The sequence below is a fragment of the Streptomyces sp. NPDC059740 genome, from assembly GCF_042733155.1.
GTDB lineage: Bacteria > Actinomycetota > Actinomycetes > Streptomycetales > Streptomycetaceae > Streptomyces.
The window spans coordinates 377,309-401,554 of sequence record NZ_JBHWGP010000001.1; the positions used below are offsets into that span (position 1 = coordinate 377,309).

The 24,246-nt window shown below is 74.6% G+C and carries 20 protein-coding genes; 14 read left to right on the forward strand and 6 right to left on the reverse strand.

Annotated features, from left to right (window positions below; genetic code table 11):
* Positions 1-3: 3 nt before the first annotated feature.
* The gene (locus tag ACFV3R_RS01345; protein ID WP_385573328.1) at positions 4-1,572 is read right to left on the reverse strand and encodes a trypsin-like peptidase domain-containing protein; all 1,569 of its coding nucleotides are present in this window, start codon (positions 1,570-1,572) and stop codon (positions 4-6) included.
* A 336-nt stretch (positions 1,573-1,908) separates the two neighbouring features.
* Here ACFV3R_RS01345 and ACFV3R_RS01350 point away from each other — a divergent pair, with 336 nt between their 5' ends.
* From ACFV3R_RS01350 to ACFV3R_RS01360, 3 genes are all read left to right on the forward strand, one after another.
* Positions 1,909-2,940 (forward strand): glycerophosphodiester phosphodiesterase family protein, encoded by a 1,032-nt coding sequence (locus tag ACFV3R_RS01350; RefSeq protein WP_385573332.1) that lies wholly within the window; start codon positions 1,909-1,911, stop codon positions 2,938-2,940.
* A gap of 98 nt (positions 2,941-3,038) precedes the next feature.
* Complete coding sequence (locus ACFV3R_RS01355) at positions 3,039-3,710, forward strand: ATP-binding protein (RefSeq protein WP_385573333.1); 672 nt, start codon at positions 3,039-3,041, stop codon at positions 3,708-3,710.
* Positions 3,711-3,814: 104 nt separating this feature from the next.
* Entirely contained in the window at positions 3,815-4,783 is a 969-nt protein-coding gene (locus ACFV3R_RS01360) for a DUF5926 family protein (RefSeq protein WP_385573335.1), read from the forward strand.
* A gap of 533 nt (positions 4,784-5,316) precedes the next feature.
* On the opposite strand, the gene ACFV3R_RS01365 is transcribed toward ACFV3R_RS01360, so the two are convergent.
* A complete protein-coding gene (locus tag ACFV3R_RS01365) occupies positions 5,317-5,979 on the reverse strand; it encodes a hypothetical protein (RefSeq protein WP_385573337.1) in 663 nt (220 codons plus the stop codon).
* A 223-nt stretch (positions 5,980-6,202) separates the two neighbouring features.
* A complete protein-coding gene (locus tag ACFV3R_RS01370) occupies positions 6,203-6,973 on the reverse strand; it encodes a bifunctional DNA primase/polymerase (RefSeq protein ID WP_385573340.1) in 771 nt (256 codons plus the stop codon).
* A 757-nt stretch (positions 6,974-7,730) separates the two neighbouring features.
* Here ACFV3R_RS01370 and ACFV3R_RS01375 point away from each other — a divergent pair.
* Entirely contained in the window at positions 7,731-9,314 is a 1,584-nt protein-coding gene (locus tag ACFV3R_RS01375; protein WP_385573342.1) for a PP2C family protein-serine/threonine phosphatase, read from the forward strand.
* Positions 9,315-9,457: 143 nt separating this feature from the next.
* Positions 9,458-10,930 carry an aminopeptidase P family protein gene (locus ACFV3R_RS01380; protein ID WP_385573345.1) on the forward strand — a complete coding sequence of 491 codons (1,473 nt, stop codon included), beginning with the start codon at positions 9,458-9,460 and terminating at the stop codon, positions 10,928-10,930.
* Between the two features lie 79 nt (positions 10,931-11,009).
* On the opposite strand, the gene ACFV3R_RS01385 is transcribed toward ACFV3R_RS01380, so the two are convergent.
* Complete coding sequence (locus ACFV3R_RS01385; RefSeq protein WP_385573348.1) at positions 11,010-11,195, reverse strand: hypothetical protein; 186 nt, start codon at positions 11,193-11,195, stop codon at positions 11,010-11,012.
* Positions 11,196-11,282: 87 nt separating this feature from the next.
* A complete protein-coding gene (locus ACFV3R_RS01390; protein WP_385573350.1) occupies positions 11,283-11,735 on the reverse strand; it encodes an ATP-binding protein in 453 nt (150 codons plus the stop codon).
* 253 nt (positions 11,736-11,988) lie between these two features.
* Between ACFV3R_RS01390 and ACFV3R_RS01395 the strand changes: the two genes are divergently transcribed.
* From ACFV3R_RS01395 to ACFV3R_RS01435, 9 genes are all read left to right on the forward strand, one after another.
* Positions 11,989-12,813 (forward strand): hypothetical protein, encoded by an 825-nt coding sequence (locus ACFV3R_RS01395; RefSeq protein WP_385573353.1) that lies wholly within the window; start codon positions 11,989-11,991, stop codon positions 12,811-12,813.
* Positions 12,814-13,072: 259 nt separating this feature from the next.
* A complete protein-coding gene (locus ACFV3R_RS01400) occupies positions 13,073-13,846 on the forward strand; it encodes a YcnI family protein (RefSeq protein WP_385573355.1) in 774 nt (257 codons plus the stop codon).
* Positions 13,847-13,934: 88 nt separating this feature from the next.
* Positions 13,935-14,585, forward strand: a complete 651-nt coding sequence (locus ACFV3R_RS01405; protein ID WP_385573358.1) for an SCO family protein — start codon at positions 13,935-13,937, stop codon at positions 14,583-14,585.
* Positions 14,582-15,055: a copper chaperone PCu(A)C gene (locus ACFV3R_RS01410; RefSeq protein ID WP_385573360.1), complete on the forward strand. Its 474-nt coding sequence runs from the start codon at positions 14,582-14,584 to the stop codon at positions 15,053-15,055. The genes ACFV3R_RS01405 and ACFV3R_RS01410 overlap by 4 nt, the downstream gene beginning before the upstream one ends.
* 9 nt (positions 15,056-15,064) lie before the next feature.
* Positions 15,065-17,467, forward strand: a complete 2,403-nt coding sequence (locus tag ACFV3R_RS01415) for a copper resistance protein CopC (protein ID WP_385573363.1) — start codon at positions 15,065-15,067, stop codon at positions 17,465-17,467.
* Positions 17,467-18,981: an iron uptake transporter deferrochelatase/peroxidase subunit gene (gene efeB, locus ACFV3R_RS01420; RefSeq protein WP_385573365.1), complete on the forward strand. Its 1,515-nt coding sequence runs from the start codon at positions 17,467-17,469 to the stop codon at positions 18,979-18,981. Before ACFV3R_RS01415 ends, efeB begins: the two co-directional genes overlap by 1 nt.
* A 207-nt stretch (positions 18,982-19,188) precedes the next feature.
* Complete coding sequence (gene pheA / locus ACFV3R_RS01425) at positions 19,189-20,115, forward strand: prephenate dehydratase (protein ID WP_385573367.1); 927 nt, start codon at positions 19,189-19,191, stop codon at positions 20,113-20,115.
* Positions 20,116-21,227: 1,112 nt separating this feature from the next.
* A complete protein-coding gene (gene serS, locus ACFV3R_RS01430) occupies positions 21,228-22,505 on the forward strand; it encodes a serine--tRNA ligase (protein WP_385573370.1) in 1,278 nt (425 codons plus the stop codon).
* Positions 22,502-23,356: an HAD family hydrolase gene (locus ACFV3R_RS01435; protein WP_385573371.1), complete on the forward strand. Its 855-nt coding sequence runs from the start codon at positions 22,502-22,504 to the stop codon at positions 23,354-23,356. The genes serS and ACFV3R_RS01435 overlap by 4 nt, the downstream gene beginning before the upstream one ends.
* A 75-nt stretch (positions 23,357-23,431) precedes the next feature.
* Here the strand turns inward: ACFV3R_RS01435 and ACFV3R_RS01440 are convergent, their stop codons facing one another.
* A complete protein-coding gene (locus tag ACFV3R_RS01440; protein ID WP_385574222.1) occupies positions 23,432-24,163 on the reverse strand; it encodes an ABC transporter permease in 732 nt (243 codons plus the stop codon).
* Positions 24,164-24,246: the final 83 nt, after the last annotated feature.

Below are 24,246 nucleotides of genomic sequence, written 5' to 3' on the forward strand. Positions count from 1 at the left end.
GCGTCAGTCGTCGCCCTTGTGCGCCTGCAGGGTGACCTTCGTGGTGTGCTCCTGGCCGCCGCGCTTGTAGGTCAGGGTGACCGTGTCACCGGGCTTGTGCTGCCAGATCTCGCTGATGAGGGTCGGGCCGCTGTCGATGGGGGTGTCGTCCAGCTTGGTGATGACGTCGCCCGGCTTGAGGCCGGCGTGGGCGGCGGGGCCGCCTGCGGTGACGGGGTTGGCGCCGTCCTCGCCGGTCTGGGGGATGGTGGCTCCGCCACCGCCCTCCTTCATCGTCACCTGCACGCCGATCCGCGGGTACACCGGCTGCCCGGTCTTGATCAGGTCCTGCGCGACCCGGGTGGCCTGGTCGATGGGGATCGCGAAGCCCAGGCCGATGCTGCCCGCCTGACCGGACTCGCCGCCGAAGCCGCCGCCGCCACCGCCCGCGGACTGGATGGCGGAGTTGATGCCGATGACGTTCCCCGCCGCGTCCAGCAGCGGGCCCCCGGAGTTGCCGGGGTTGATGGAGGCGTCGGTCTGCAGCGCGGACATGTAGGACGCGTTGGAGCCGCCGCCGTCGCTGGAGGCCACCGGGCGGTCCTTGGCGCTGATGATGCCGGTGGTGACGGTTCCGGACAGGCCGAAGGGGGCGCCGATGGCGATCGTGGCGTCACCGACCTGCACGTTGCCGGAGCGGCCGAGCGGCAGCGGGTTGAGCGTGGCGCCGGAGGGGTTCTTCAGCTTGATGACCGCCACGTCGTAGCCCTCGGCGCGGCCGACCACCTGGGCGGCGTACTTCTTGCCGTTGGAGAAGGTGGCGGTGAGCTTGCCGCCCTGGGCGGCACTGGCGACCACGTGGTTGTTGGTGAGGATGTGGCCCTGCTTGTCGTAGACGAAGCCGGTACCGGTGCCGCCCTCGCCACCGGAGCCCTGGGCCTCGATGGTGACGACGCTGGGCAGGGCCTTCTGGGCTATTCCGGAGACGGAGTTCGGCTTCCGGTTGACGGCGCCCGGGTCGCTCGCGGAGGAGACGGTGGTGGAGCCCTGGTCGCCCTGGCCGGCCGCCCAGTAGCCGATGCCGCCGCCCACGCCACCCGCGACGAGCGCCGCCACCAGGACCGCCGCCACCAGCCCGCCGCGCCGCCGACGCGGCGCGGGCTCCGGTGCGCCCCACGGGTCCGCGGGGGCGCCGGGACCGCCGGCGTAGCCGCCGGGAGCGGTCTGCCAGGTGGCGGTCGGGGCGTGGCCGGCCGGGCCCGTCGGCGCGCCGTACGGCCCGAACTCGCCGGCCTGCGCCTGCGGCTGCGCGGGGTCGGCCGCGAAGGGGGTGGGGGCGCTGTGGGGCACGGGGGGCAGCGCGGCGGTGTCGCCCTGCTGCGGCGCGTGCTGCGGCGCGCCGGGAGCGAAGTCCGGACGGGCGGGCATCTCACGGCCCGGCCCGCCCTTGTCCAGGCTGGGCTCAGTGGACGGTGGTGTACCCGGAACCTGCGGAGCCTTCCCGCCCGGCTCGGGAGCACGGTCCGCCGCCTGAGGCGCCACCGGCGGCTCGCCCTCCGGCGGGACGGCTGCGCCCTCGTTCTCGGTGCTCACGGCTCTCTCCTCAGCGTCGCAACAAAGCCGGCCCGCGTCCGGGCCCCGTGTCCCGGCTCGCATGGTGGGCGAGCCGGTGGTGCGTCGTGCAGGCGTACCGGAACATGTCCGTCAAGCGTGGCACGTGTACCCGCGTCCAGCCTCGCCCACCGCCTGTCAGAGTGCCGTAAGCCGAGACTGTGACCGTCCCCTCATCCTTTCCCGGCGAGAAGGGGTGCGCAAAACCAATGAGCTCCCTGGTACGCCCGTGACCGGGACGGGGCCCCGGCACGGCGCGGGCGCACCGGGTGCACCCGTCCGGGGCATGTCCGGCCCGGCCGGTGGCACGATAACCCGGTGAGCTGTGAACGCCCGGCCGCGGTCGGCGAGGGCAGGCCGCCGGTCCCCTCGATCGTCGCCCACCGGGGTGCGTCCGAGGACGTGCCCGAACACACCCTGGCCGCCTACCGCAGAGCGATCGAGGACGGCGCGGACGGGCTGGAGTGTGACGTGCGCCTCACCGCCGACGGTCACCTCGTCTGCGTGCACGACTGGCGGGTCAACCGCACGTCCAACGGCAGGGGCGCGGTCTCGGCGCTGGAACTGGCCGACCTGGCGGCGCTCGACTTCGGCTCGTGGAAGGACGGGGTCCGGCGCGACCTGGCCCGCAACCGCGGACGGGCCCTGCGGGTGGGCGGCCGGACGGCCGGCACCGGGCGGGGCCGGACGGGCCGGCGTGCCACCCCCTCCGGCGGTGCCGCGGCGGTCGTCGTGCCGGGCGGCGGGGGCGCGGCCGTGGAGCACCCGGTCACCGCCGACTTCGGTGAGGAACCCGACCGGCAGCACGACCACGCCGACGATCCCGAGTTCGCCGACCGCACCTCCGTCCTGACGCTGGAGCGGCTGCTGGAACTGGTCGTCGACGCGGGCCGCCGGGTGGAGCTGGCGGTGGAGACCAAGCACCCCAGCCGCTGGGCGGGCCAGGTGGAGACCCGCCTGGTGGAACTGCTGGACCGCTTCGGGCTGACGGCGGCGCCCCGGGACGGCTCGCCTCCGGCGGCCCGGGTGATGAGCTTCTCGGCGCGCTCCCTGCACCGGGTGCACGCCCTGGCGCCCGCGGTGCCGGGTGTGCTGCTCATGCAGTTCCTCAGTCCGCGGCACCGGGACGGCACCCTCCCGCCCGGCGTCCGCATCGCCGCCCCCGGCATCCGCACCCTGCGCGCCCACCCCTGGTACGTCGAGCGGGCGCATGCGCGGGGGCACCAGGTGCACGTCTGGACCGTGGACCGCCCCGAGGACGTCGACCTCTGCCGTGAGCTGGGGGTGGACGCCGTCATCACCAACCGTCCGGGGCCGGTACGCCGTCAGCTCGCTCCGGCGGGGGGCTGAATCGGGCCACGGGCCGTCCTCGGGGCCCGGGCGGTCTCCTCACCCTCCGCCCTGCGGGCGTGCACCCCGGCGCACCCGGCGCACGCGCGCGGGGGACGGTGACCCGGAGGAGCGCGACTGGCCGGTTTCCGGTCGGGCCCACCTGGGCATTCAACCCGTGGCGTGGGGCAAAGGAGGTCTCGGGGGTGACGTTGGTAATGGCACACGAGGTGCCGGCGGCGTCGGCTATGGCCGTACCCCACAGCCCTGCGGGCGTGGGTGTGGCCAGGCGGCGCATGCGAGAGGAACTGCGGGCCGCGGGCGTCGCCGAGCAGGTCGTGGACGATGCGGTGCTGGTCCTGTCGGAGTTGCTGAGCAACGCCTGCCGGCACGCCCGGCCGCTCCCGGTGCTCCCGGCACCCGAGCGTTCCGGTGCGGCCTACGGCGACAGGACGGAGTACGTACGGGCGAGCTGGAGTCTCGACGCGCAGGCGTGCCTGACGGTGTCGGTCACCGACGGTGGCGGGCCCACCCGACCACTTCCGGCCACTCCGTCGATCACCGCCCACGGCGGCCGGGGGCTGGCGATCATCAGGTCGCTCGCCAAGGACTGGGGCGTGCGCAGCCGCGGCCCCGAGGTGACGGTGTGGGCGGTGCTGCCCGGTGAGGACGCCTACGCGCCGGGTGCGGCCTCGTCCGCCGCGCACGGGCTGCCGGCGGACGTGCAGGCCCGGCTCGCCGCGGGGTTGCCGCCGGAACTCGCCTTCGCGGACCTGGACGACATCGCCTGACAGGGGGCGGCTGCCCTCTCGCCGGGCGCAACCCCCGGCCTGGGACGCGGCCGTGGCGTTAGGCTCCCGCGGGTAGGCGTCCGCACGACCAGGAGACCTCCCGTATGGCCAAGAAGCGCCGCCCCCAGACGAAGTCCTCGACCCCGCAGACCACCTCCGGCGAGGTGCCCGTCGTCGGTGCCCGCGAGCCGTGCCCCTGCGGGTCCGGCCGCCGCTACAAGGCCTGCCACGGGCGGGCGGCCTCGCACGCCGTCACCGAGCTGGTGCGCAGGCCCTTCGAGGGGCTGCCCGGCGAGTGCGACTGGGTGGCGCTGCGGGAGCTGGTGCCGGCGGCGACGGCGCCCCTGACGCTGCGGGACGGCCTGCCCGAGGGGGTGCCCTCGGTGACCCTCGCCACCGTCCTGCCCATGGCCTGGCCCGCGCTGCGACGTGACGACGGCTCGGTCCTCCTCGGCCTGCAGAACGACACGGCCTCCGGTGACATCAGCCGCGACCTCGCGGACACCCTCCAGCGGGCGCTGGGCGCGGCACCGGGGACGCCGGTGGCCGCCGGCCGTCCGGCCTCCGACGGACCCCGGCTTCAGGACCTCCTCGATCCCGACGCCCCGTTCACCCCCGAGGTGCACAGCGGGTTCGAGTTCTGGGTGGAGAACGCCGAGAGTGCTTCCGCCGAGGTCACCGCCTCGCTGGAGCGTGCCAACGAGGCGGCGATCCCGACCCGCAGGCTGCCCGGCCTGACGGGGGCGTACTGGTGCGACGCCGGCGAGAAGAACCACCTGCGCTGGGTCATGGACCACCCCGAGGAGCAGTTGCTGGACGCCCTGGCCCGGCTGCACGCCGCCGAGGAGAGCACTCTGGGCCAGGGCACCCGCCTGGTGGGCTCGTTCCGCGCGCACGGCCTCGTGGTGCCGGTGTGGGACCTGCCCACGGGCATGGACGCCGAGGCGGTGGCGGGTCCGGCGCAGGAGTTCGGCGAGCGGTTCACCAAGGCCCTGGCGGCGACCGGTGCGCTGAGCGCGGCGGAGCGCCGGGCCCGCGGCGGTCTCATCAACCGTCAGGTGACGCTGAGCTGACGCCCGGCCCCGGTCGGTCCGGCACCCGGTGCCGGACCGAACACGGCAAATCCTCCGGATGAGGATGTGCCGGGCGTGGGACGTGAAACGTGTCACGCGCCGCCATATCCACCGGGGACGACGCGTCTGGAAAAGCACGTTCGGATTTGCGATCGGGGCAACTCTTGTTACGGTTCTAAGCAGCCCGGTCGCTGGTGCATCCCCCGTCGCCAGCGACCGGGCGTTTCCATGTGCGGACGGCACCGACGCCTCTTGGTGCAGCGGTCGATCCCCTCGCCCCCGCCCGTACGACCGAGGGCACCCGGTGCCGCTCACACAGGCTCCCCGACCTGTCGGACGTGTTCGGCACTCCCGTCTGACGCCTCACAGCCGTGGGCAGACCTGACGCGACAGGCGATTTCCCGCCACACCGGTCCCGGCGCACGTATCCCCCCGGCCCCCGGGCCGCGTTCCGTCCCGGAGTCTCGTTCCGCTCCCGCCCCCGCGCCCGGCTCCGCCCCCTGCACGAAGTCCACTCCGGCTAGGTGCATTGATCACGAGCGCACGGAGTCCGATCCGGCCGCGGCGGTCCGGGCGCTGCCGACGCGGAGCAGCAGCCGTTCGCCCTTCGGGTCGGAGAACTCGGTGACCGCCTCGTGCGCGGCGACCGCCGACGCGGGCGTGTCCGTTCCGAGGGGGCGGGTCGAAGTGCGGCACTCGCCCGGTTCGTCGGCGGCCGGCACCTCGCAGTGCGCCTGCCGGACTGCGCCGTCCCGTCCCATCAGCGTCACGACGGCTCGCAGCGGCGCGCCGGAGGAGTTGCGGTAGTACGAGACGGCTCCGACGCGCCCGTCGGCAGCCGTGACGCAGGTCTGCGCCTGGAGCCCCTGCGGGGCGGCGAGTTCCGGCCCGCACACCGTCGCGTGGTCCTCGGACGCCTGTGGGCCCCCGCCGTCGGTCAGCGGTGTTCCGGCCCCGTCACCCTTGCCGGTGAGCAGGCCGCGGTGCGGCCCGGAGGTGGGCCCCCGGCCGGCGCCCGGGTCCGTCCGCTCGCCGGTGAGGAACAGCCCGGAACCGACGGCACCGGTCGCCGGGAGCAGGGCCGAACCCTGCGGGGGGTCCTGCGGCGGGGTGCGCTCGGACCTCGCCGGTCTGGCGGTCGCGGCGGCCAGGGGCAGGGCGACAGCGAGGGCCACCGCACTTGCGAGTGCGGTCACCCGGAGGTTCGAAGCCCGCTCGGGTTGTCCCACCTGTCTCACCCATCCCACGAGGTCATGCTTGACGGAGGCCCGAACATATCGGCTCCCGTCAGGCGTTCCGGTGGACAGACACCCATTTCCCGGACAACCGGCGCCGGTTGACACCCGTACGTGTCATCCGGCGCACGAGGCTGCCGTTCCCGCCGGGCCCGCCCCCCCGGCCTCGGCCACGGGACGGCCCTCAGTAGGCGAGCCTGCTGTCCCCGTCGGGCGCCTCGACACTCGCGCGCACCAGGGCGTCGACGATGGTGGCGACGTCGGGCAGCCAGGGCGCGGCGGGACCGGGCAGGGGCGGCCGGACCCAGGTCGTCCGTCCGGTGCCGACCGGTGACGGCGGCAGCGCCAGGTAGCCGCCCTCGCCGTGGAAGCGCAGCGAACTGGGCACCCATTCCTGCTCGTTGAGCAGCTCGCCGAGTGCGCCGAGCGAGTAGGGCGCCACCAGGAGCGCCCACCGGGTGGGGGTGGCGAGGACCGGTCCGGTCGGGACGCCGAAGTGGTCGAGGGCCGCGAGGGCGGGCGCGCCGGCCTCGGCGGGCAGGCTCAGCGCACAGGGGGCACGGCCTCCGGTCGCGAGGACGACGGGGGCGTCGGGGCGGCGGGTCCACCACCACCGCACCATCCGCTCGTCGGTGGTGGCGGCGAGCAGACCGGGGTCGAAGGGGTGGGCGCCGGGCACGACGCAGCCGGGGTCCTCGCAGGCGCAGCGGAGGGTTGCGGCCGCGGTGTCCGGCCGGCGGGTGCGCCGGGCGCGGCCGAGGGAACGCCGCACCGCACCGGCCATCCGCATGCCGCCGCCGGAGGGTGGGACCGCCGCGGGCTCACCGGCCGGGCCGGCACCGGGGACTACCGGCCAACCCCACCGGGTGGCGCACAGCAGCGCCGTCCCGGCGAGGTCCGGCCTCCCGCCGAGCCCGCTGAGGATCTTGCGTCGCCTTCCAGGGATCTCGCGCATGAGCGCTCGTTCCTTTCCGTGAACGCCGAGGTTCCCAGGGCCTTTCCTTCGGAGCGTGCCGGGCTCGCGGGGCCTGTTCCGAAAGCTGGCGGCCCTGGGGCTGTTCCATCGCGCCTGCGTGTCGAGGGCGACCGGCACCGAGGCGGGTGCCGCGGTCTCGACAGTCGTGCGGCGTGTCACCGGCAGCGGAACGCGTGCCTACCGTTTCACGCCACTAGCGGTTCTTCTGACCTTGCGTACGGACAGCACGTCACTTCGGGCACCGAACAGGTGGCGGGCCAGAGCTGCACGGGTGGGCCCTTTGGCCCGCAACCGCGCTCCCGCCGCGAGGTGCACAACGGTCGTCACCGGTGAGGACGGCCGTGCTCGTCGGAAGGTTCCCCGTACTGCGCGTGCACCGCACACAACCGTTCCGTACCCGCCATCGTGTACATGACGCGCTGTGGATGTCCGTCATCCGATCGCACCGCCCGGCACCACAGGGCGATTTTCAGCCGAATTCCCCTGGCCTGCGGGAGCCGCCACTCCTCGGGGGTCCGGACACCGACCGGGCCGAACGGACAGTGCTGGACACTCGTGACAGGTCCGTGTAGATGTGGACACATTGCCAGCGGAACAGCAGGACATGGGGGTTTGCGATGCTGCTGAGCGTTGTGGACGAACGGGCGGACCGCCCTCCGTCCCCGCGGCCGCCACAGGCCGTGCCACCCACCGTCCTGACCTGGGGCGGTCCCGTCGGCACCACGAGTCGTCCGGCATGACCGCTCCCCACGCCCCGAAAGTGGCCGGAATCGAACCCAGCGTTCCGGCCCCGACCCAGACTGCCGAACTCCCCACGGCCGCCACCGCGATGGCCACGGGCAGCCAACTCGCCGCCGTGCAGGACCGGATGGCCGGCTGGCTCGCCGACCTCGCCACCCTCCACGACCTGACCTCCTCGCTGACCCGCACCAGGACGCTGCACGAGGCCCTGCGCGAGACCGCCCGGGCCGGCGCCTGGCTCGTCGGCGCCCGGCGGGGGCTGGTCACCCTCGAACCCTCCGACGGCCTCGGCCCCGCCACCACGGTGGGTTTCGGCCTCGGCCCGGCCGACATCGGCCACCTGGAGACCGTCCCCCGCTGCGCGACCTCCTACGGGCGCATCCTCGACGGACTGCCCGAGCCCGACCCGGCGACCCCGCCAGCGGCCCCGGACGACCCCGTCCCCGTGGTGCAACCTCCCGCAGGTGGCAGGCCGCGGCCGGCCACCCCCACCCACGACGCTCCCCTGCCCGGCCCCGGCGCGGGCCTCAGCGGCCCCCGGCCGGCTGCCGAGGCGCCCGCGGGGGCCCCGGTGCGCACCGGGGCGTGCCGGCCCGACCTCCTCGGCGAGAGCGACCTCCACCCCCGGCTGCGCGAGGTCGCCGGCCGCCTGGGGTGCGCCGCCACCTACACCGTCCCGCTCGCGCGGGAGAGGGACGCGGCGGCGGCCCGGGGGCCGGCCGCCGACACCCTCGGGGCGGCGATGTGGCTCTTCGACGAGCCCGCGCAGCCCACCGAACGCCAGCGGCACCTGGTGGGGCTCTACCAGTCGCACGCCGAGCAGCACCTGGCCTGCCTGCTGGAGTTGCACCGCCACGTGGCGGACCTCGCCACGCTCCGCGAGGAGCTGCTGCCCCACCGGCTGCCGCGCATCCCCGGTGTCCGGCTGGCGGTGCGGCACAGCTCGGGCCCCCGGGGCGGCGGCGACTGGTACGACGCCCTGTCCCTGCCGGAGGGCGCGATGGGCCTGGCGGTCGGGGCGGTGACCGGGTCGGGCCCGGCGGCGGTCGCGGCGATGGGGCGGCTGCGCTCCAGCCTGCGGGCGTACGCCGTCATGGAGGGGGAGGACCCGGTGGCGGTCCTCTCCGACCTGGAGCTGCTGCTGCGGCTGACCGAGCCGGCCCGCAGCGCCACGGCGCTGTTCGCCTTCGCCGAGCCCGCCGCCCGCCGCGTCCTGCTGGCCGGGGCGGGGCACTGCCCGCCGCTGCTGGTCGGTGAGGGCAGGGCGGAGTACGTGGAGACGACGGTCTCGGCGCCGCTGGGCATGCTGGCCTGCTGGGAGGCGCCCAGCGTCCAGATCACGCCGGAACCGGGCGAGACGTTGCTGCTGTACAGCGACGGCCTGCTGCACCGCACCGGCGAGCCGATGGACCGGGCCTTCACGCGGCTGCACGCCGCGGCCTGCTCGGCTCCCCGGGCGGCGCGCGCGGACGTGGAGGCGCTCGTCGACCACGTCGTGTCCCAGCTGCTGCCCGACGGCCTCGACGCCCCGGACTCCGCGGAGGACGTCGTGCTGCTGGCGGCACGCTTCGAGCGGTAGGCCGGGTTCCGCCCGGCTCCGGACGGTCGGGACGCAAAGGTCACAGTCCCACCCCCTGTGCCGCGGTGCGCACGCCCATACGATGGAAGGGGAACCGTAGAAGTCGGAAAGGTCCTCATCCGACGCGCACACCAGGAGGCACTGTGGCCGACGAGCTCACCCCGGAGACCCCGGAGGCGGAGGCGGAAGAGCCGATCAAGCAGCGCAAGAACGGCCTGTACCCGGGCGTTTCGGACGAGCTCGCCGAGAACATGAAGTCGGGCTGGGCCGACACCGAGCTGCGTGACCTCAAGCCGATCGAGCAGGCCGGGAACGCCGCCCGCCGCCGCGCGGCGCTCTCCGAGCGGTTCCCCGGCGAGCGGCTGGTGATCCCCGCGGGGACCCTGAAGACCCGCTCCAACGACACCGAGTACCCCTTCCGCGCCGCCACCGAGTACGTCTACCTCACCGGCGACCAGACGGACGGCTCGGTGCTGGTCCTGGAGCCGCGCAGCGGCGGCGGGCACGAGGCCGTGCTCCACCGGCTGCCCCGCTCGGACCGCGAGAACGGCGAGTTCTGGCTCAACGGCATGGGCGAGCTGTGGGTGGGCCGCCGCCACAGCCTGGCGGAGTCCGAGGCGCTGCTCGGCGTCCCCTGCAAGGACGTGCGCGAGCTGGCGGACACGCTGCGTGAGGCCACCGGGCCGGTGCGCGTGGTGCGCGGGCACGACGCGGCGGTCGAGGAGGCGCTGACCGACAAGGTCACCGCCGAGCGCGACGAGGAGCTGCGCGTGTACCTCTCCGAGGCGCGTGCGGTGAAGGACGACTTCGAGGTCGGTGAGCTGCAGAAGGCCGTGGACTCCACGGTCCGCGGCTTCGAGGACGTCGTGAAGGTGCTGGACAAGGCGCAGGCGACCTCCGAGCGCTGGATCGAGGGCACCTTCTTCCTGCGGGCCCGCGTCGAGGGCAACGACGTCGGCTACGGCTCGATCTGCGCCGCCGGCCCGCACGCCACCACGCTGCACTGGGTCCGCAACGACGGCCCGGTCCGCTCCGGCGACCTGCTGCTGCTGGACGCCGGCGTGGAGACGCACACCCTCTACACCGCCGACGTCACCCGCACCCTGCCGGTCAGCGGCACGTACAGCGAGGTGCAGCGCCGGGTCTACGACGCGGTCTACGAGGCGCAGGAGGCCGGCATGGCCGCCGTGCAGCCGGGGGCGAAGTACCGCGACTTCCACGACGCGGCGCAGCGTGTGCTGGCCGCCAGGCTCGTGGAGTGGGGCATCGTCGAGGGCCCGGTCGAGCGGGTCCTGGAGCTCGGGCTGCAGCGCCGCTGGACGCTGCACGGCACGGGCCACATGCTCGGCCTCGACGTCCACGACTGCGCCGCGGCCCGCACCGAGGCGTACGTCAACGGGACGCTGGAGCCGGGGATGGTCCTCACCGTCGAGCCGGGCCTGTACTTCCAGGCCGACGACCTGACCGTCCCGGAGGAGTACCGCGGCATCGGCGTCCGTATCGAGGACGACCTGCTGGTGACCGAGGACGGCAACCGGAACCTCTCGGCCGCGCTGCCGCGCCGGTCCGACGAGGTCGAGGCGTGGATGGCACGGCTGGCGGCCGAGCGCGGCTGAGCCGCCGACCGGGTCGTACGACGGCGCGTCTGCGGGTCTGCCGCGGGCGCGCCGTTCGGCGTCCGGGTGGGCGCGCCGTTCAGCGTCCGGGAGGCTGGGGGGCGGCCCGCTCCTCGGTGAGGCGGGGGTCGGGGGTGCGCCGGGCGGGGGCCGGGAAGCGGCAGCCCGAGCAGTACCAGGTGGGCAGGTAGGGGTAGGTGACGTCCCACCACATGGGGGTGCGGCAGCTCGGGCACAGGGCGCGCGAGGGGTGACCGGCGTTCATGGCTGGCATGGTGGCGTCTGCCGCCCTCGGGCGGGGCGGGGCGCCCGGGCTGTCACCCGTACGTGTGGGGGGAGTTGCGCCGGGCGGTCAGAGGGCGGCCAGCGGGGCGCCCTCGCGCCACTTGAGGGCCTTGTCGAAACTGACGGTCGTGCCCCTGCGGCCGGAGCGGCTGCGGTAGCGCACCCGGTCGGTGAGTGCCTCGATCATGCACAGCCCCCGGCCGCTCTCGGCCGTCGCGGCGCTCGCCCCCGCCGGGGCCGTGCACACCGGCGCCGGCTGCTCGCGGAGGCCCGGGCCCGAGTCGGTGACCTCGATGCGACAGGTGTCACCGACGATGTACGCGGTCACCCGGTAGTTCCCGCAGTCCGCGCCGCCACCGTGCTCGACGGCGTTGGCGCACGCTTCTGTCAACGCGACGGAGAGGTCGAAGGAGACGTCCGGGTCCACGCCGGCGGTCTCCATGGTTCCCAGCAGGAGCCGTCGGGCGAGCGGGACGCTCGCAGCCTCGCGCCGCAGATGGAAAGACCACCACATGCTCATCGCTCCAGCCTCCTGGCCGCGGCTCGACATACCGATACGTATTGCCCCTTGGCAAGGGCCGTAAGCGTGGTGGGAAGAGCGGTCCGCTCGTTCAGCCGAGCCGGACCGCGCGAGGCTCCACCCCTTGCGGCGGCGCGCCTCCTTCCACCGGGCGTGCACAGGAGTCCTCCCATGCGCCCTGGATGCGCCCCCGGCCACCCCGGGGCACACCCCTGGCGGAGCGTACGTCCCCCCATGGGATGATTGCGCGGCCATGTCTGCCCCCGTAGCGCGCGCAGCCGCCGATCTCCGGCTCCTGAGGGCCGCGGTGTTCACCGCGGTCTGCGTAGCGCTGTCCGCCGCCGGGCACATGATGGGTTCCTGTACGACCGTCCCGCTGTGGGCACTGGCCGCGGCGTGCGTCGCCGTGTTCGCCGTGGTGGCCGCTCTGGCCGGCCGGGAGCGGACGCTGCCGGGGATCGCCGTGGCGCTGGCGGCGGGGCAGGTCGGGTTGCACGTCCTGTTCGGCTGGGCCCAGATGCGCGCCGGCACGGGCATGGTGATGGACACGGACCGCGCGGCCTCCTCGTCACCGTCCGCTTCTTCGCTCTCCGGCCGCGACGCGGCGGCCCTGGCCCACCAGCTGGTGTGCGGGCTGGACGGCCGGGCTCTCACGCCGGGCCAGGCCCGCACGACGGTGGTGGACTCGCGGCTGGACCCGCACGCCCTGAGCGACCTGCTCGGGCAGGGCACCACCGCCTCCGGCGCCGCGCACGGCCTGCTGCCGTCGGCGCCGATGCTGCTGGGCCACCTGCTGGCCGCCCTCGCCGTCGGCTGGCTGCTGCGGCGGGGCGAGGCCGCGCTGTGGCGGCTGGTGCGGCTCTCGGGTGCGGCTGCCCGGGCGCTGGCCGCCTGGGCCCCACTGGCCGCGGCATGGCGCGCCTGGCTGCTGCTGTGCGCGCTGTGCGCCGCGACGACCGGTGCCGGGGCCGGCCCCCGCAGGCCCGTCCGCCGGGACGAGCAGGCCTCGACGACGCGCTGGTACCTCACGCACTCTCTCGTCCGCCGCGGGCCGCCCGCTCTCGCCCTCGCGGCCTGACGACCCCACCCTCCGACCCGTCCCGCACCGCACCGCGCGGCACCGGCCCGGCTGCCGCCGCACGGCACGGGGGCCCGGACCGGTCCGCCCTGCCCGGCGGGACCCGGCCGGCGCCGTGTGCCCGGAACCGGTCCGCCGTCCGCCGGCGCGTCCGTTTCCTCCGACGCCGCCCGGCGCGGCCGGGGGGACGCCCGACGGGGCCCGTCGCTGCCGCACCGCGCCACCACCGTCACGCGTTCTCCCACCACGAGGAGTCAAGATGTCCCGTAAGTCCGTTTCTTCCGTCCCGGTGTCCGCCGCCGGCACGAGCGCCCGCCGTTCCGTCCGGCGGCTGCCGCTCCTCGCCGGCCTGTCCGCCGGCGGCGTCCTGCTGCTGGCCACGCCCGCGTTCGCCCACGTCACCGTCAACCCGGCGGAAGCGCCCAAGGGCAGCTACGCCACCGTGAACGTGAAGGTCCCCAACGAGCGGGACAACGCCTCCACCGTCAAGGTCGAGGTGGACTTCGACACCTCCCACCCGCTCGCCTCGGTGATGGCCCAGCCCGTGCCGGGGTGGAAGGCCGAGGTCACCAAGAAGAAGCTGGCCGAGCCGGTGACGGTGCACGGCGAGAAGGTCGACGAGGCGGTCAGCAAGATCACGTGGACCGGGGGGAAGATCAACCCGGGTGAGTTCCAGCAGTTCCCGGTCTCGATGGGCGCTCTCCCCGACGACGTGGACTCCCTCACCTTCAAGGCGCTGCAGACCTACTCCAACCACGAGGTGGTCCGCTGGATCGAGCCCACCAAGAAGGGCGCCCCCGAGCCGGAGAACCCCGCGCCCACCCTCAAGCTCACCGCCGCCGACACCGGTGACACGGGCTCCACGGACAACGCCGGGGCCGCCTCCGCCCACCAGGACGACAGCAAGGCGCAGGCCGCCCCGGACGAGGGCGGCAGCGACACCACCGCACGCGTCCTGGGCATCGTCGGCATCGTGGTGGGTGTCGTGGGCGTCGCCTTCGCCGTCCTGGCCGGCCGCCGCCGCCAGGCCTGACCGACCGCGGGGGCGGGCGGACCGCCACCGGCCCGCCCGCCCCCGCGTCCCCGCACCTCAACGACCAGGAACACGGACCGCCATCACCATGCGCATCAGCACCACACTCGTGGCCGCCCTGACAGCGGCCACGGCCGCCCTCACCCTGACCGCCTGCGGCGACCAGGGCTCCGGCGACAAGCCCGCCGCGGAGGTCTCGGCCTCCCCCCGCCAGACGATCATCGACTCCGGCACCCCGCTGGCCAAGCCCGACGTGAAGCTCACCGACACCGACGGCAAGCCGTACGACCTGCGCAAGGAGACCCGTGGCCACCCCACGCTGATCTACTTCGGCTACACCCACTGCCCCGACGTCTGCCCGCTGACGATGGCGAACCTGGCCGTGGCCGCCAAGCGGCTCCCCGCCGAGCAGCGCAAGGACCTGCGGGTGGTGTTCATCACCTCCGACCCGCAGCGCGACACCCCCACGGCGCTGAAGAAGTGGCTGGGCGGCATCGACTCCGACTTCGTCGGCCTCACCGGTGACTTCACCACCATCCAGAAGGCCGCGAAGAGCGTCAACGTCGCCCTGGCCAAGCCGTACAGGAAGAAGAACGGCGACATCGTCTCCACCCACGGCGCGCAGGTGCTCCTCGCCTCCGCCAAGGACGACCGCATCCACTGGATCGGCATGCAGGACGCGACGGCCGACCGGTACCGCACGGCGCTGTCCCACCTCACCCAGGGGCGCACCCCGTGACCCGCCGCCGCACCCTCGCCCCCGCCCTGCTCGCTCTCGCCGTCGGGCTCACCACCGCCGGCTGTTCCACCACGTCCGAGGACCACGCCGCACCGCCGCACCTCACGGTCTCGGGGGCCTACCTGCCGCAGCCCGTGAACCGCGACATGGCGGCCGGTTTCCTCGACATCACCAACAGCGGCGGCACCGCCGACAAACTGACCTCGGTGACCAGCGACGTCGCCGGTGACGTCACCATCCACCGGACGAAGGGCGGCGCCATGCAGCAGGTGTCGTCCCTGCCCGTCCCGGCGCACGGCCGGCTCGCCCTCGCCCACGGCGGCAACCACCTGATGCTGATGAACCTGCGCCGCACGGTGGTCGAGGGTGACCAGGTCACCTTCGCACTCCACTTCGCCAAGTCCCGGCCGGTGACGGTGAAGGTCCCGGTCCGTTCCGCCACGTACGTGCCGCCCACCTCCCACTCCTAGGGACGCCGTATGCCAGCCACCGTTCTCCCGACCCGCCGCCCGGAGCACCGGAGGGGACCGGACAGCCTGCTCCCACCGCCCCGGGGCCGTCGGCTGCGGGACCGCCGGACGCCGGGCGCCGGGCCGCTGGTCCGTCGCCTGCTGGTCCTGGCGGCGCTGCTGCTGGCCGCGCTGCTGGGGAGCGCCGCGCCCGCCTCGGCGCACGCGGCGCTGACCGCGAGCACCCCGGCGGCGGGATCGGTGGTGGCCGACCCGCCCGCACGCGTCACCCTGACGTTCTCCGAGGGCGTGACGGTGGACGACGACTCGGTACGCGTCCTGGACCCGGCGGGCAAGCGGGTGGACCGGCACCGGCTGGTCGACCTCAGCCACGGATCCACGGTGACCTACGGGGCCCTGCTGCCCGCCACGCTGCGGCACGGCACGTACACCGTGGCCTGGCAGGCGGTGTCGGCGGACAGCCACCCTGTCTCGGGCGCCTTCACCTTCTCCGTCGGCGCGCCGTCCAGGACCGCCGCCAAGGTACCGGGCACACCGGCGGGCGGCGGGCTCGTGGGCGGGCTCTACCAGGTGTGCCGCTACCTCGCGTACGCGGGCTTCGTGGTGTTCGTCGGCGCCGCCTTCTCCGTCCTGGCCTGCCGGCCCGCTGCGGCCGGACACCGTCCCGTGCAGCGGCTGCTGGTGGCCGGCTGGGGGGTGCTGGTCGGCTCCACCATCGCCATGCTGCTGCTGCGCACGCCGTACACCGGCTCGGGGCACCTCTCCGACGTCCTCGACCTCATGGGCCTGCGCCACACCCTGGCGACCGCGCCGGGCGCGGCACTGCTGGCGAGGCTGCTGCTGCTGGCGACGGCGGCGCTCTTCATGGCCGTGCTGTTCGGCTCGTACGCGCGGGCCAGGACCCGGGAGGACGCGGAGGAGGCCGGGGCTGCCGGGACGGGCGAGGCTGACGGGACAGTCGAGGCCAGAGAGACAGGCGAGGCCGGGGCGGGCCCCGCGTCCGACACCCCCGCAGCCGACACCGACGCGGCCGACACCGCCGCGGCCGGGTCGCCCGTGCCGGGCTCCGCGGGGGCCTCGCCGGGGGCGGGGGAGACCGGTAGCGGGCAGCGGTCCGGCCGGGTGGGCGGCGGGGACCCCGCTGCGGGGCTCGCGGTGGGCGGTGCCGTCCTGGCGGCGGGCCTGGCGGCCACCTGGTCGATGTCCGAGCACGCCTCCACCGGGCTCCAGACGCAACTCGCCGTCCCCGTCGACATGTTGCACCTGCTGGCGGTCGCCGTCTGGCTGGGTGGTCTGGCGGCCCTGCTGGTCTCCCTGTACCGCGGTCCCGCGGTGCCGGCCAGGACGGTGCGCCGGTTCTCCCGCGCCGCCTTCACGGCAGTGCTCGTCCTGGTGGCCACCGGGCTGTACCAGTCGTGGCGGCAGGTGGGGACCTGGCACGGGCTGGTCGACACCACCTACGGCAAGCTGCTGCTGCTCAAGGTCGCGCTGGTCGCCGTGATGGTCGCCGCCGCGGCCTTCTCCCGCCGCTGGACCGGCCGGCTGACGGCCGAGGCCGCGCGCGGGGCAGGCCCGGCCCCGACGGCGTCCGCGGCGTCCGTCACTTCCTCGCCGTCCCTCACTTCTGCGGCCTCCTCGACCTCTTCGGGGTCTACGGCCTCTGCGGGGTCTGCGGCCTCTGCGGGGTCTGCGTGCTCTCCTTCGTCCGGATCTGCGGAGCCTGCCGAGTCTGGGGGGTCTGCGGAGCCTGCGGAGTCTGCGGGGCCTGCGGGGACCCTGCCGTCCGCCACTGCCGCGCCGTCCTCGCCGTCCGCGCCGTCCGCTCCGGCCGGGAGTGCACGCGCGGCCCAGCTGGACCGGCAGCGCGTGGCGGCGGAACGGGCGCGGCGGCGCCGGGAACGCGAGTCGGACCCGTTCCGCTCCGGTCTGCGGCGCTCGGTGCTGCTCGAAACGGTCGTGGCGGTGGTGCTGCTCGTCGTGGCCACCGCGCTGAGCACCACGGAACCGGCCCGCACCGAGGAGGCCGTCCACGCGTCCACCGCCGGGTCCCGGACGCCGGCCCCCGCGGGACCGGTCTCGCTGACCGTGCCGTTCGACACCGGCGGGCCGCACGGCAGCGGGACGGCACACCTCGAACTGGACCCGGCGCGCACCGGGGCGCCCAACACCGTGCACCTGACGCTCACCGGGCCCTCGGGTGCGAGCATGGACGTGCCCGAGGTCCGCGTGGCCCTCACCCAGAAGGCGAAGCACCTCGGGCCGTTGCCCGTCGACGTCTCCCGGATCGACCAGGGCCACTGGGCGGCCGCCGGAGTGCAGCTGCCGGTGCCGGGCACCTGGCAGCTCGCGCTGACGGTGCGCACCTCCGACATCGACGAAATCACCGAGTACAGGAACGTGCAGGTCAGCTGATGGCAAAGCAGGTCAGGTCGGAGTCGCGGGGCCGTGCCGAGGGGCGCGGGCCGGAGGAGCACGGCCCCAGCGCACGGCGGTCGGCTCCGGGCGCGAGGACCCGGGGAGCGGCGAACGGCGGGGCGCGAGGAGAGGCGCAAGCTGCGGCACGGACCGCCGGAGCGCCGGCAGGGGCCCGGGACGGTCGCAACGGCCCGGACGGGACACCCCCAGCCGGTGCCGGAGCGGCCGGGGGCAGGGCCGCCGGGACCGGGGCCGCGGCCACAGCGGGCGGTGGCGGGCTCTCCCGGCGGCGCCTGCTCGGCACGGTGTCGGCCGCCGGTGCCGCGGGCCTGGTCGTGGGGACGGCGGGTGGCGGCGTGGCCGTCGCGGCGCACGACCGGGGGACCACACCGCTGGACAGCGTCGGTTCGACCCGGCTCGGGACGGCCGCCTCGCACCGCACCGCGTACGGCGCCCCCCAGTCCGGCATCGTCACCCGCGCCCAGGCCTGCGGCCACCTCCTCGCCTTCGACCTGGCCCCCGGCGCAGGCCGCAAGGAGGCCGTCGCCCTCATGCGCCGGTGGACCACCACCGCCCGCGAGGTCATGGCCGGACAGCCCACCGTGCACGACACCGGTGTGGCGCTGGACGCCGGTCCCTCGTCGCTGAGCGTGACCTTCGGTTTCGGGCACAGCTTCTTCGGCCGCACCGGCCTCACCGCCCACCGTCCGGTCGAACTCGACCCGCTGCCCCACTTCTCCGGTGACGCGCTGGACGCCCGGCGCAGCAACGGCGACCTGTGGGTGCAGATCGGCGCCGACGACCCGTTGGTGGCCTTCCACGCGCTGCGGGCGCTGCGCAAGGCCGCCGGGGACGCCGCCCGGCCCCGCTGGGAGATGAGCGGCTTCAACCGGGCCCCGGGGGCGACGCCGAAGCCGATGACGGTGCGCAACCTGATGGGGCAGGTGGACGGCACCGGCAACCCGAAACCGGCCGACCACGACTTCGACGGGAAGATCTTCGCCGGCTCGGACACCTCCCAGGAGTGGATGCGCGGCGGCTCGTTCGCCGTCTTCCGCCGGATCCGCATGCTGCTGGACGACTGGGAGAAGCAGACCCTGGACAAGCAGCAGCGGGTCATCGGGCGCCGCAAGTCCGACGGGGCCCCGCTCACCGGCGGCCACGAGAGCACCCCGCTGGACCTGGACCGCACCGGGCCGGACGGCACTCCGGTGATCCCCGGCGACGCCCACGCCCGTATCGCGGCACCCGCGGCCAACCAGGGGGCGACGCTGCTGCGCCGGACCTTCTCCTACCACGACGGGCTGCTCGACGACGGCTCCCCGGACGCGGGGCTGCTCTTCGTCTGCTGGCAGGCCGACCCGCTGCGGGCCTTCACGCCGATCCAGACGAAGCTGGACCGGGGCGACGCGCTTTCCCCCTTCATCCGTCACGAGGCGAGCGGGCTGTACGCCGTGCCCCGGGCCCCGCAGGGGAAGAACGGCTACGTGGGGGAGGAACTGCTGGGGTAGGCACCCTCTCCGCCGGCGCGGGAGCACCGCCGGTGGCCGGTGCACTGCCCGGGCGGGCACGCGGGGCCTGGCCGCGGGGCGGAAGAAGCGCCGGTGCGCGGGCCCCGGAGGCGGGCCGCGGGGCAGGGCCGGGGGCCGTACCTGCCCGTCCGGGGGAAGGGCGGAATGGGTGATACTGGCCCTCCCGTACGGAGGAGAACATCGCTGATGTCGACCAGCCGCTACACCTACCTCGGCCCCGAGGGAACCTTCACCGAGGCGGCGCTGCGCACGCTGCCGGAGGCCGCGACGCGCGAGCTGACGCCCACGGTCTCCGTACCGGCGGCACTCGACGCCGTGCGGTCCGGCGAGGCGGCCGGTGCTCTGGTGCCCATCGAGAACTCCGTCGAGGGCGGCGTGACCGCCACGCTGGACGAGCTGTCCGCCGGCGAACCGCTGATGATCTACCGCGAGGTGCTGCTGCCCATCGCCTTCGCGCTGCTGGTGCGGCCCGGTACGGCGCTGGCGGACGTGAAGACCGTCACCGGGCATCCGGTGGCCCAGCCGCAGGTGCGCCGCTGGCTCGCCGAGCACCTGCCGGACGCCGCCTGGTCGTCGTCCGCCTCGAACGCCGACGGTGCCCGGCTGGTGCAGGAGGGCCGGTACGACGGGGCGTTCGCCGGTGTCTTCGCCGCCGAGCGGTACGCGCTGGAGCCGCTGGTCACCGACATCCACGACGCGCAGAACGCCACCACCCGGTTCGTCCTGGTCGGCCGGCCCGCGCGGCCCGCCGCCCGCACGGGGGCCGACAAGACCTCCGTCGTGCTGTGGCTGCAACAGGACCACCCGGGCGCACTGCTGGAACTGCTCCACGAGTACGCCTCCCGGGGCGTGAACATGATGCGCATCGAGTCGCGCCCCACGGGCGAGGGCATCGGCCGGTACTGCTTCTCGATCGACTGCGAGGGACACGTCACGGACCGCCGGGTGGGCGAGGTCCTGATGGCGCTGCACCGGGTCTGCCGCGGGGTGCGGTTCCTCGGTTCCTATCCGCGCGCCGACCGCGTCGAGCCCCAGGTGCGCGCGGAGACCGCCGACGCGGCGTTCACCCAGGCCGCGGACTGGCTCTCGCGGTGTCTGGACGGCCGGGTCTGAGGGACCCGGCGCAGGCGCGGCGGCAGAGGGCGGCGAACCGGGCCCGCGGGTGGGCGGGCCGGGGCCGGGCGACCCCGGAAGCGGGGGGAGCCGGGCGGCCCCCGAAGCGGGGGGAGCCGGGCGGCCCGGGAAGCGGAAGGAGCCGGGCGGGGCGACGCGGGGCCGGGTCCCGTCGTCCGCCGCGCCGGTGGCCCACGCCCTGGGCGACCACCGGTGACGGGTGCTCGCCCCGGCCGCCGCCTCCCGGCGCAGGGAGCGGGCTCAAGGCACCGGACGCGGGCGTGAGGGCCCGCCCCTCAGGACGCGGACGACCGGAGCGCACGTAGCCGGCTTCCGGGTGACCGGACACCGAGGGTGACGTGTCGGTCAACTGTCCACTGGCTGGCGGAGACGCGGCGGGACGGGCTTCCGCGCAGGCCGAAACGGGACGGCCGTAGTTGTCCACAGAGTTATCCACAGGCTGACCGTCCAGGCCGTTCAGGGCTGGGGATAAGTCGACACGGCGACAACCGACAAAAGGAACAGGGTCGACAAAACACCCCAGAGCACGCCAGGCGCCATCGCGGCCCTCCATGTCAGCGAAGACGACACCTTCGCCCCGACGAGGGAGCCAAAGCCACCCGAAAGAGTGCGCGAGGGAGGTTTGCGACACGGAAGAGTGTCGGTGATTGCCGCAGGAGGGGCGAATCGGAATGTCACCCTCCGACTTCCACAGTGCACACACACAACCTGTGGACAACAGGCCCTTTCCTCGACACACCTGTGGACAGAAAGATCGCCGTCCACACCGTGAGGGCATCCGTCAACTGCACTGGCACCAACGGGCTGTACGGGAGCGGCGGGAATCGGCCAGGGCCCCGGCCGCGGAACGGCAGGATGTTCCGCAGTGCCGACGAGAGGAGTACGACGGGAATTCTTCCACCGTTTCCCTTGCAAACCGCCCTTCCGTCGCACTCCGGAAACACCGCCCGCACTCGCCGGAACACCGGGCCCCGCCCGCACCCCGCATTGACCCGTCCCACATCGTGGAATGGCGGGGGAAAAGGGCGGGCCGCGGCCGGGCCCGGGGATATCACGTCGAGACCGTGCCGCACGGCCGGTAGCCTGGTGGGGTGATTGACCTTCGCCTGCTCCGTGAGGACCCCGACCGTGTGCGCGCCTCCCAGCGCGCCCGAGGAGAGGACGTCGCACTCGTCGACGCGCTCCTCTCCGCCGACGAGCGACGCAGGTCCTCCGGTGTCCGCTTCGACGAGCTGCGCACCGAGCAGAAGGCGCTCGGCAAGCTGATCCCCAAGGCCACCGGCGAGGAGAAGGCCGAGCTGCTGAAGAAGGCAGCCGAGCTCTCCGCCGCCGTCAAGGCCGCCGACGCCGAGCAGGACGAGGCCCGGGAGCAGACCCAGGAGCTGCTCCAGCGCCTCGGCAACATCGTCCACCCCGACGTCCCGGTGGGCGGCGAGGAGGACTTCACGGTCCTGGAGACGCACGGCACCATCCGGGACTTCGCCGCGGAGGGCTTCGAGCCCAAGGACCACCTGGAGCTCGGCCAGGCCCTCGGCGCCATCGACGTCGAGCGGGCCGCCAAGGTCTCCGGCTCGCGCTTCTACTACCTGACCGGCGTGGGCGCCCTGCTGGAGCTCGCGCTCGTCAACGCCGCCGTCGCCCAGGCCACCGAGGCCGGGTTCACGCCGATGCTGACCCCGGCCCTGGTGCGCCCGCACGCCATGGCGGGCACCGGCTTCCTCGGCCAGGCGGCGGAGAACGTCTACCACCTGGAGAAGGACGACTACTACCTGGTCGGCACCTCCGAGGTGGCGCTCGCCGCGTACCACATGGACGAGATCATCGACGCCGACCGGCTCCCCCTGCGGTACGCCGGTTTCTCGCCGTGCTTCCGTCGCGAGGCCGGTACCTACGGCAAGGACACCCGGGGCATCTTCCGCGTCCACCAGTTCGACAAGGTCGAGATGTTCTCCTTCGTCGCGCCGGAGGACGCCGAGGCCGAGCACGCCCGGCTGCTGGACTGGGAGAAGCAGTGGCTCTCCGGCCTGGGGCTGCCGTTCCAGGTCATCGACGTGGCCACCGGCGACCTGGGGGCCTCGGCCTCGCGGAAGTTCGACTGCGAGGCCTGGATTCCCACGCAGGGCAAGTACCGCGAGCTGACCTCCGCCTCGAACTGCGACGAGTTCCAGTCCCGCCGGCTCTCGGTCCGTATGCGGGACGGCAAGAAGGTGCAGCCGCTGGCCACCCTCAACGGCACGCTGTGCGCCGTGCCGCGGACCATCGTCGCGCTGCTGGAGAACCACCAGCAGGCGGACGGCTCGGTCTGGGTGCCGCCGGTGCTCCGTCCCTACCTCGGCGGCCGGGAGAGCCTGGAGCCGGTCGCCCGATGACCGCCCCCTGCCCCTCCGCCACCGCGGACGGCCACCCGGCCGAGAGTCCCACGCCGCCCTACCGGCTGGTCGCGACCGACCTGGACGGCACGCTGCTGCGCAGCGACGACACCGTCTCCGCGCGTACCCGCGCCGCACTCGCCACCGCGAGTGCGGCGGGGGCGGCGCACATCGTCGTCACCGGGCGGGCCGTGCCGTGGACCCGGCACATCCTCGACGACCTCGGCTACCAGGGCCTCGCGGTCTGCGGTCAGGGCGGGCAGGTCTACCACGCGGGCGAACACCGGCTGCTGACCTCCGTCACCCTGGACCGGCAGCTCGCCGCTCTGGCGGTGGCGAAGATCGAGGCGGAGGCCGGGCCGCTGCGACTGGCGGCGAGCCGGGACGGGCTGACCGGCCAGGTCGTCGTCGGCCCCGGCTACCGGGTGCAGGAGGGCCCGCTGCCGAACCTGCGCGTCGAGGACACCGCCGAGCTGTGGGCGGCGCCCCTGAACAAGCTCTACCTCCAGCACGAGGAGCTCGGTGACGACGAGCTGGCGCAGCTCGCGCGGCAGGTCGCCGGGCAGCTCGTCGGGGTGACGATGGCCGGGAAGGGCATAGTCGAACTGCTGCCGCTGGGCCTGAGCAAGGCCACCGGTCTCTCCCTCGCCGCCCGCCGCCTCGGGGTGACCGCGGCGGAGACCATCGCCTTCGGCGACATGCCCAACGACGTGCCGATGTTCGGCTGGGCGGGCCACGGTGTGGCCATGGCCAACGCCCACGAGGAGCTGAAGGCGGTCGCCGACGAGGTCACCGCCTCCCACGACGAGGACGGCATCGCGGTCGTCCTGGAGCGCCTCTTCGCCCGCTGAGCCGCCTCTCCGCCCGCCGGGCCGCCCTGGTCCGCGAGGTCCTGGCCCGCAGGCGCCCGGCGTACCGCGTCCGGGTCACTCCTCGCCGCTGACCGTGTGCGTCCGCAGCCGCCGCACCGCGTACCAGGTGGCGAGGACGGTGACGGCGACCAGCAGGACCACCGCGAGCGGCAGGCCGACGTCCGAGGTCACCGCTGAGTCGGCGGCGGCCCGCCCGCCGACCGCGAGGGCCCACTGCTGGACGCTGAGGGTCCGCGCCCCCGGCACGAGGTTGCCGACGAAGGCCTCCCACACCAGCGCGTAGACCAGCCCGAACACCACGGCATGGCGGGTGACCACGCCCAGGAGCAGGAAGACGGCGCCGTAGGCCACGCACGCGACCAGGGTGGCGAGCGCGTAGGCCACCGCGATGCCCTGTCCGCCGCCGGCCAGTACCAGGCCGGAGAGGAGGACCGGGACCACGCAGAGGGCCGCGCTGACGCCCACGGCGACGAGCAGCTTGGTGAGCAGGATGGTGGCGCGGGAGACCGGCTTGGCCAGGAGGTAGACCACCGACCCGTCGTCGATCTCGGAACCGATCGCTCCGGAGCCGACCACCACACCCACCAGCGGCACCATGGTCCCCAGGGCGAACCCGCCGAGGACGGTGTTCGCCGTGGCGTCGTCGGCCCCGGTCAGGAGCCTGACCGCCACCGAGATCAGCAGGAGCAGCACCGGCAGGGCGAGGAGTACCAGGGCGCGGCGGCGTCCCAGCAGCGCCCGGAAGGTCAGCCGGGCCACCGTCGGGTGGTAGAGGCCGGAGCGCACCGGGGGCGGGGGCGGCGCCGTGGTGGCGCCCGGGCCGGCCACCGGGGTCGAGGGGGAGGAAGGGGTGGGCACTGCGGGCTCCT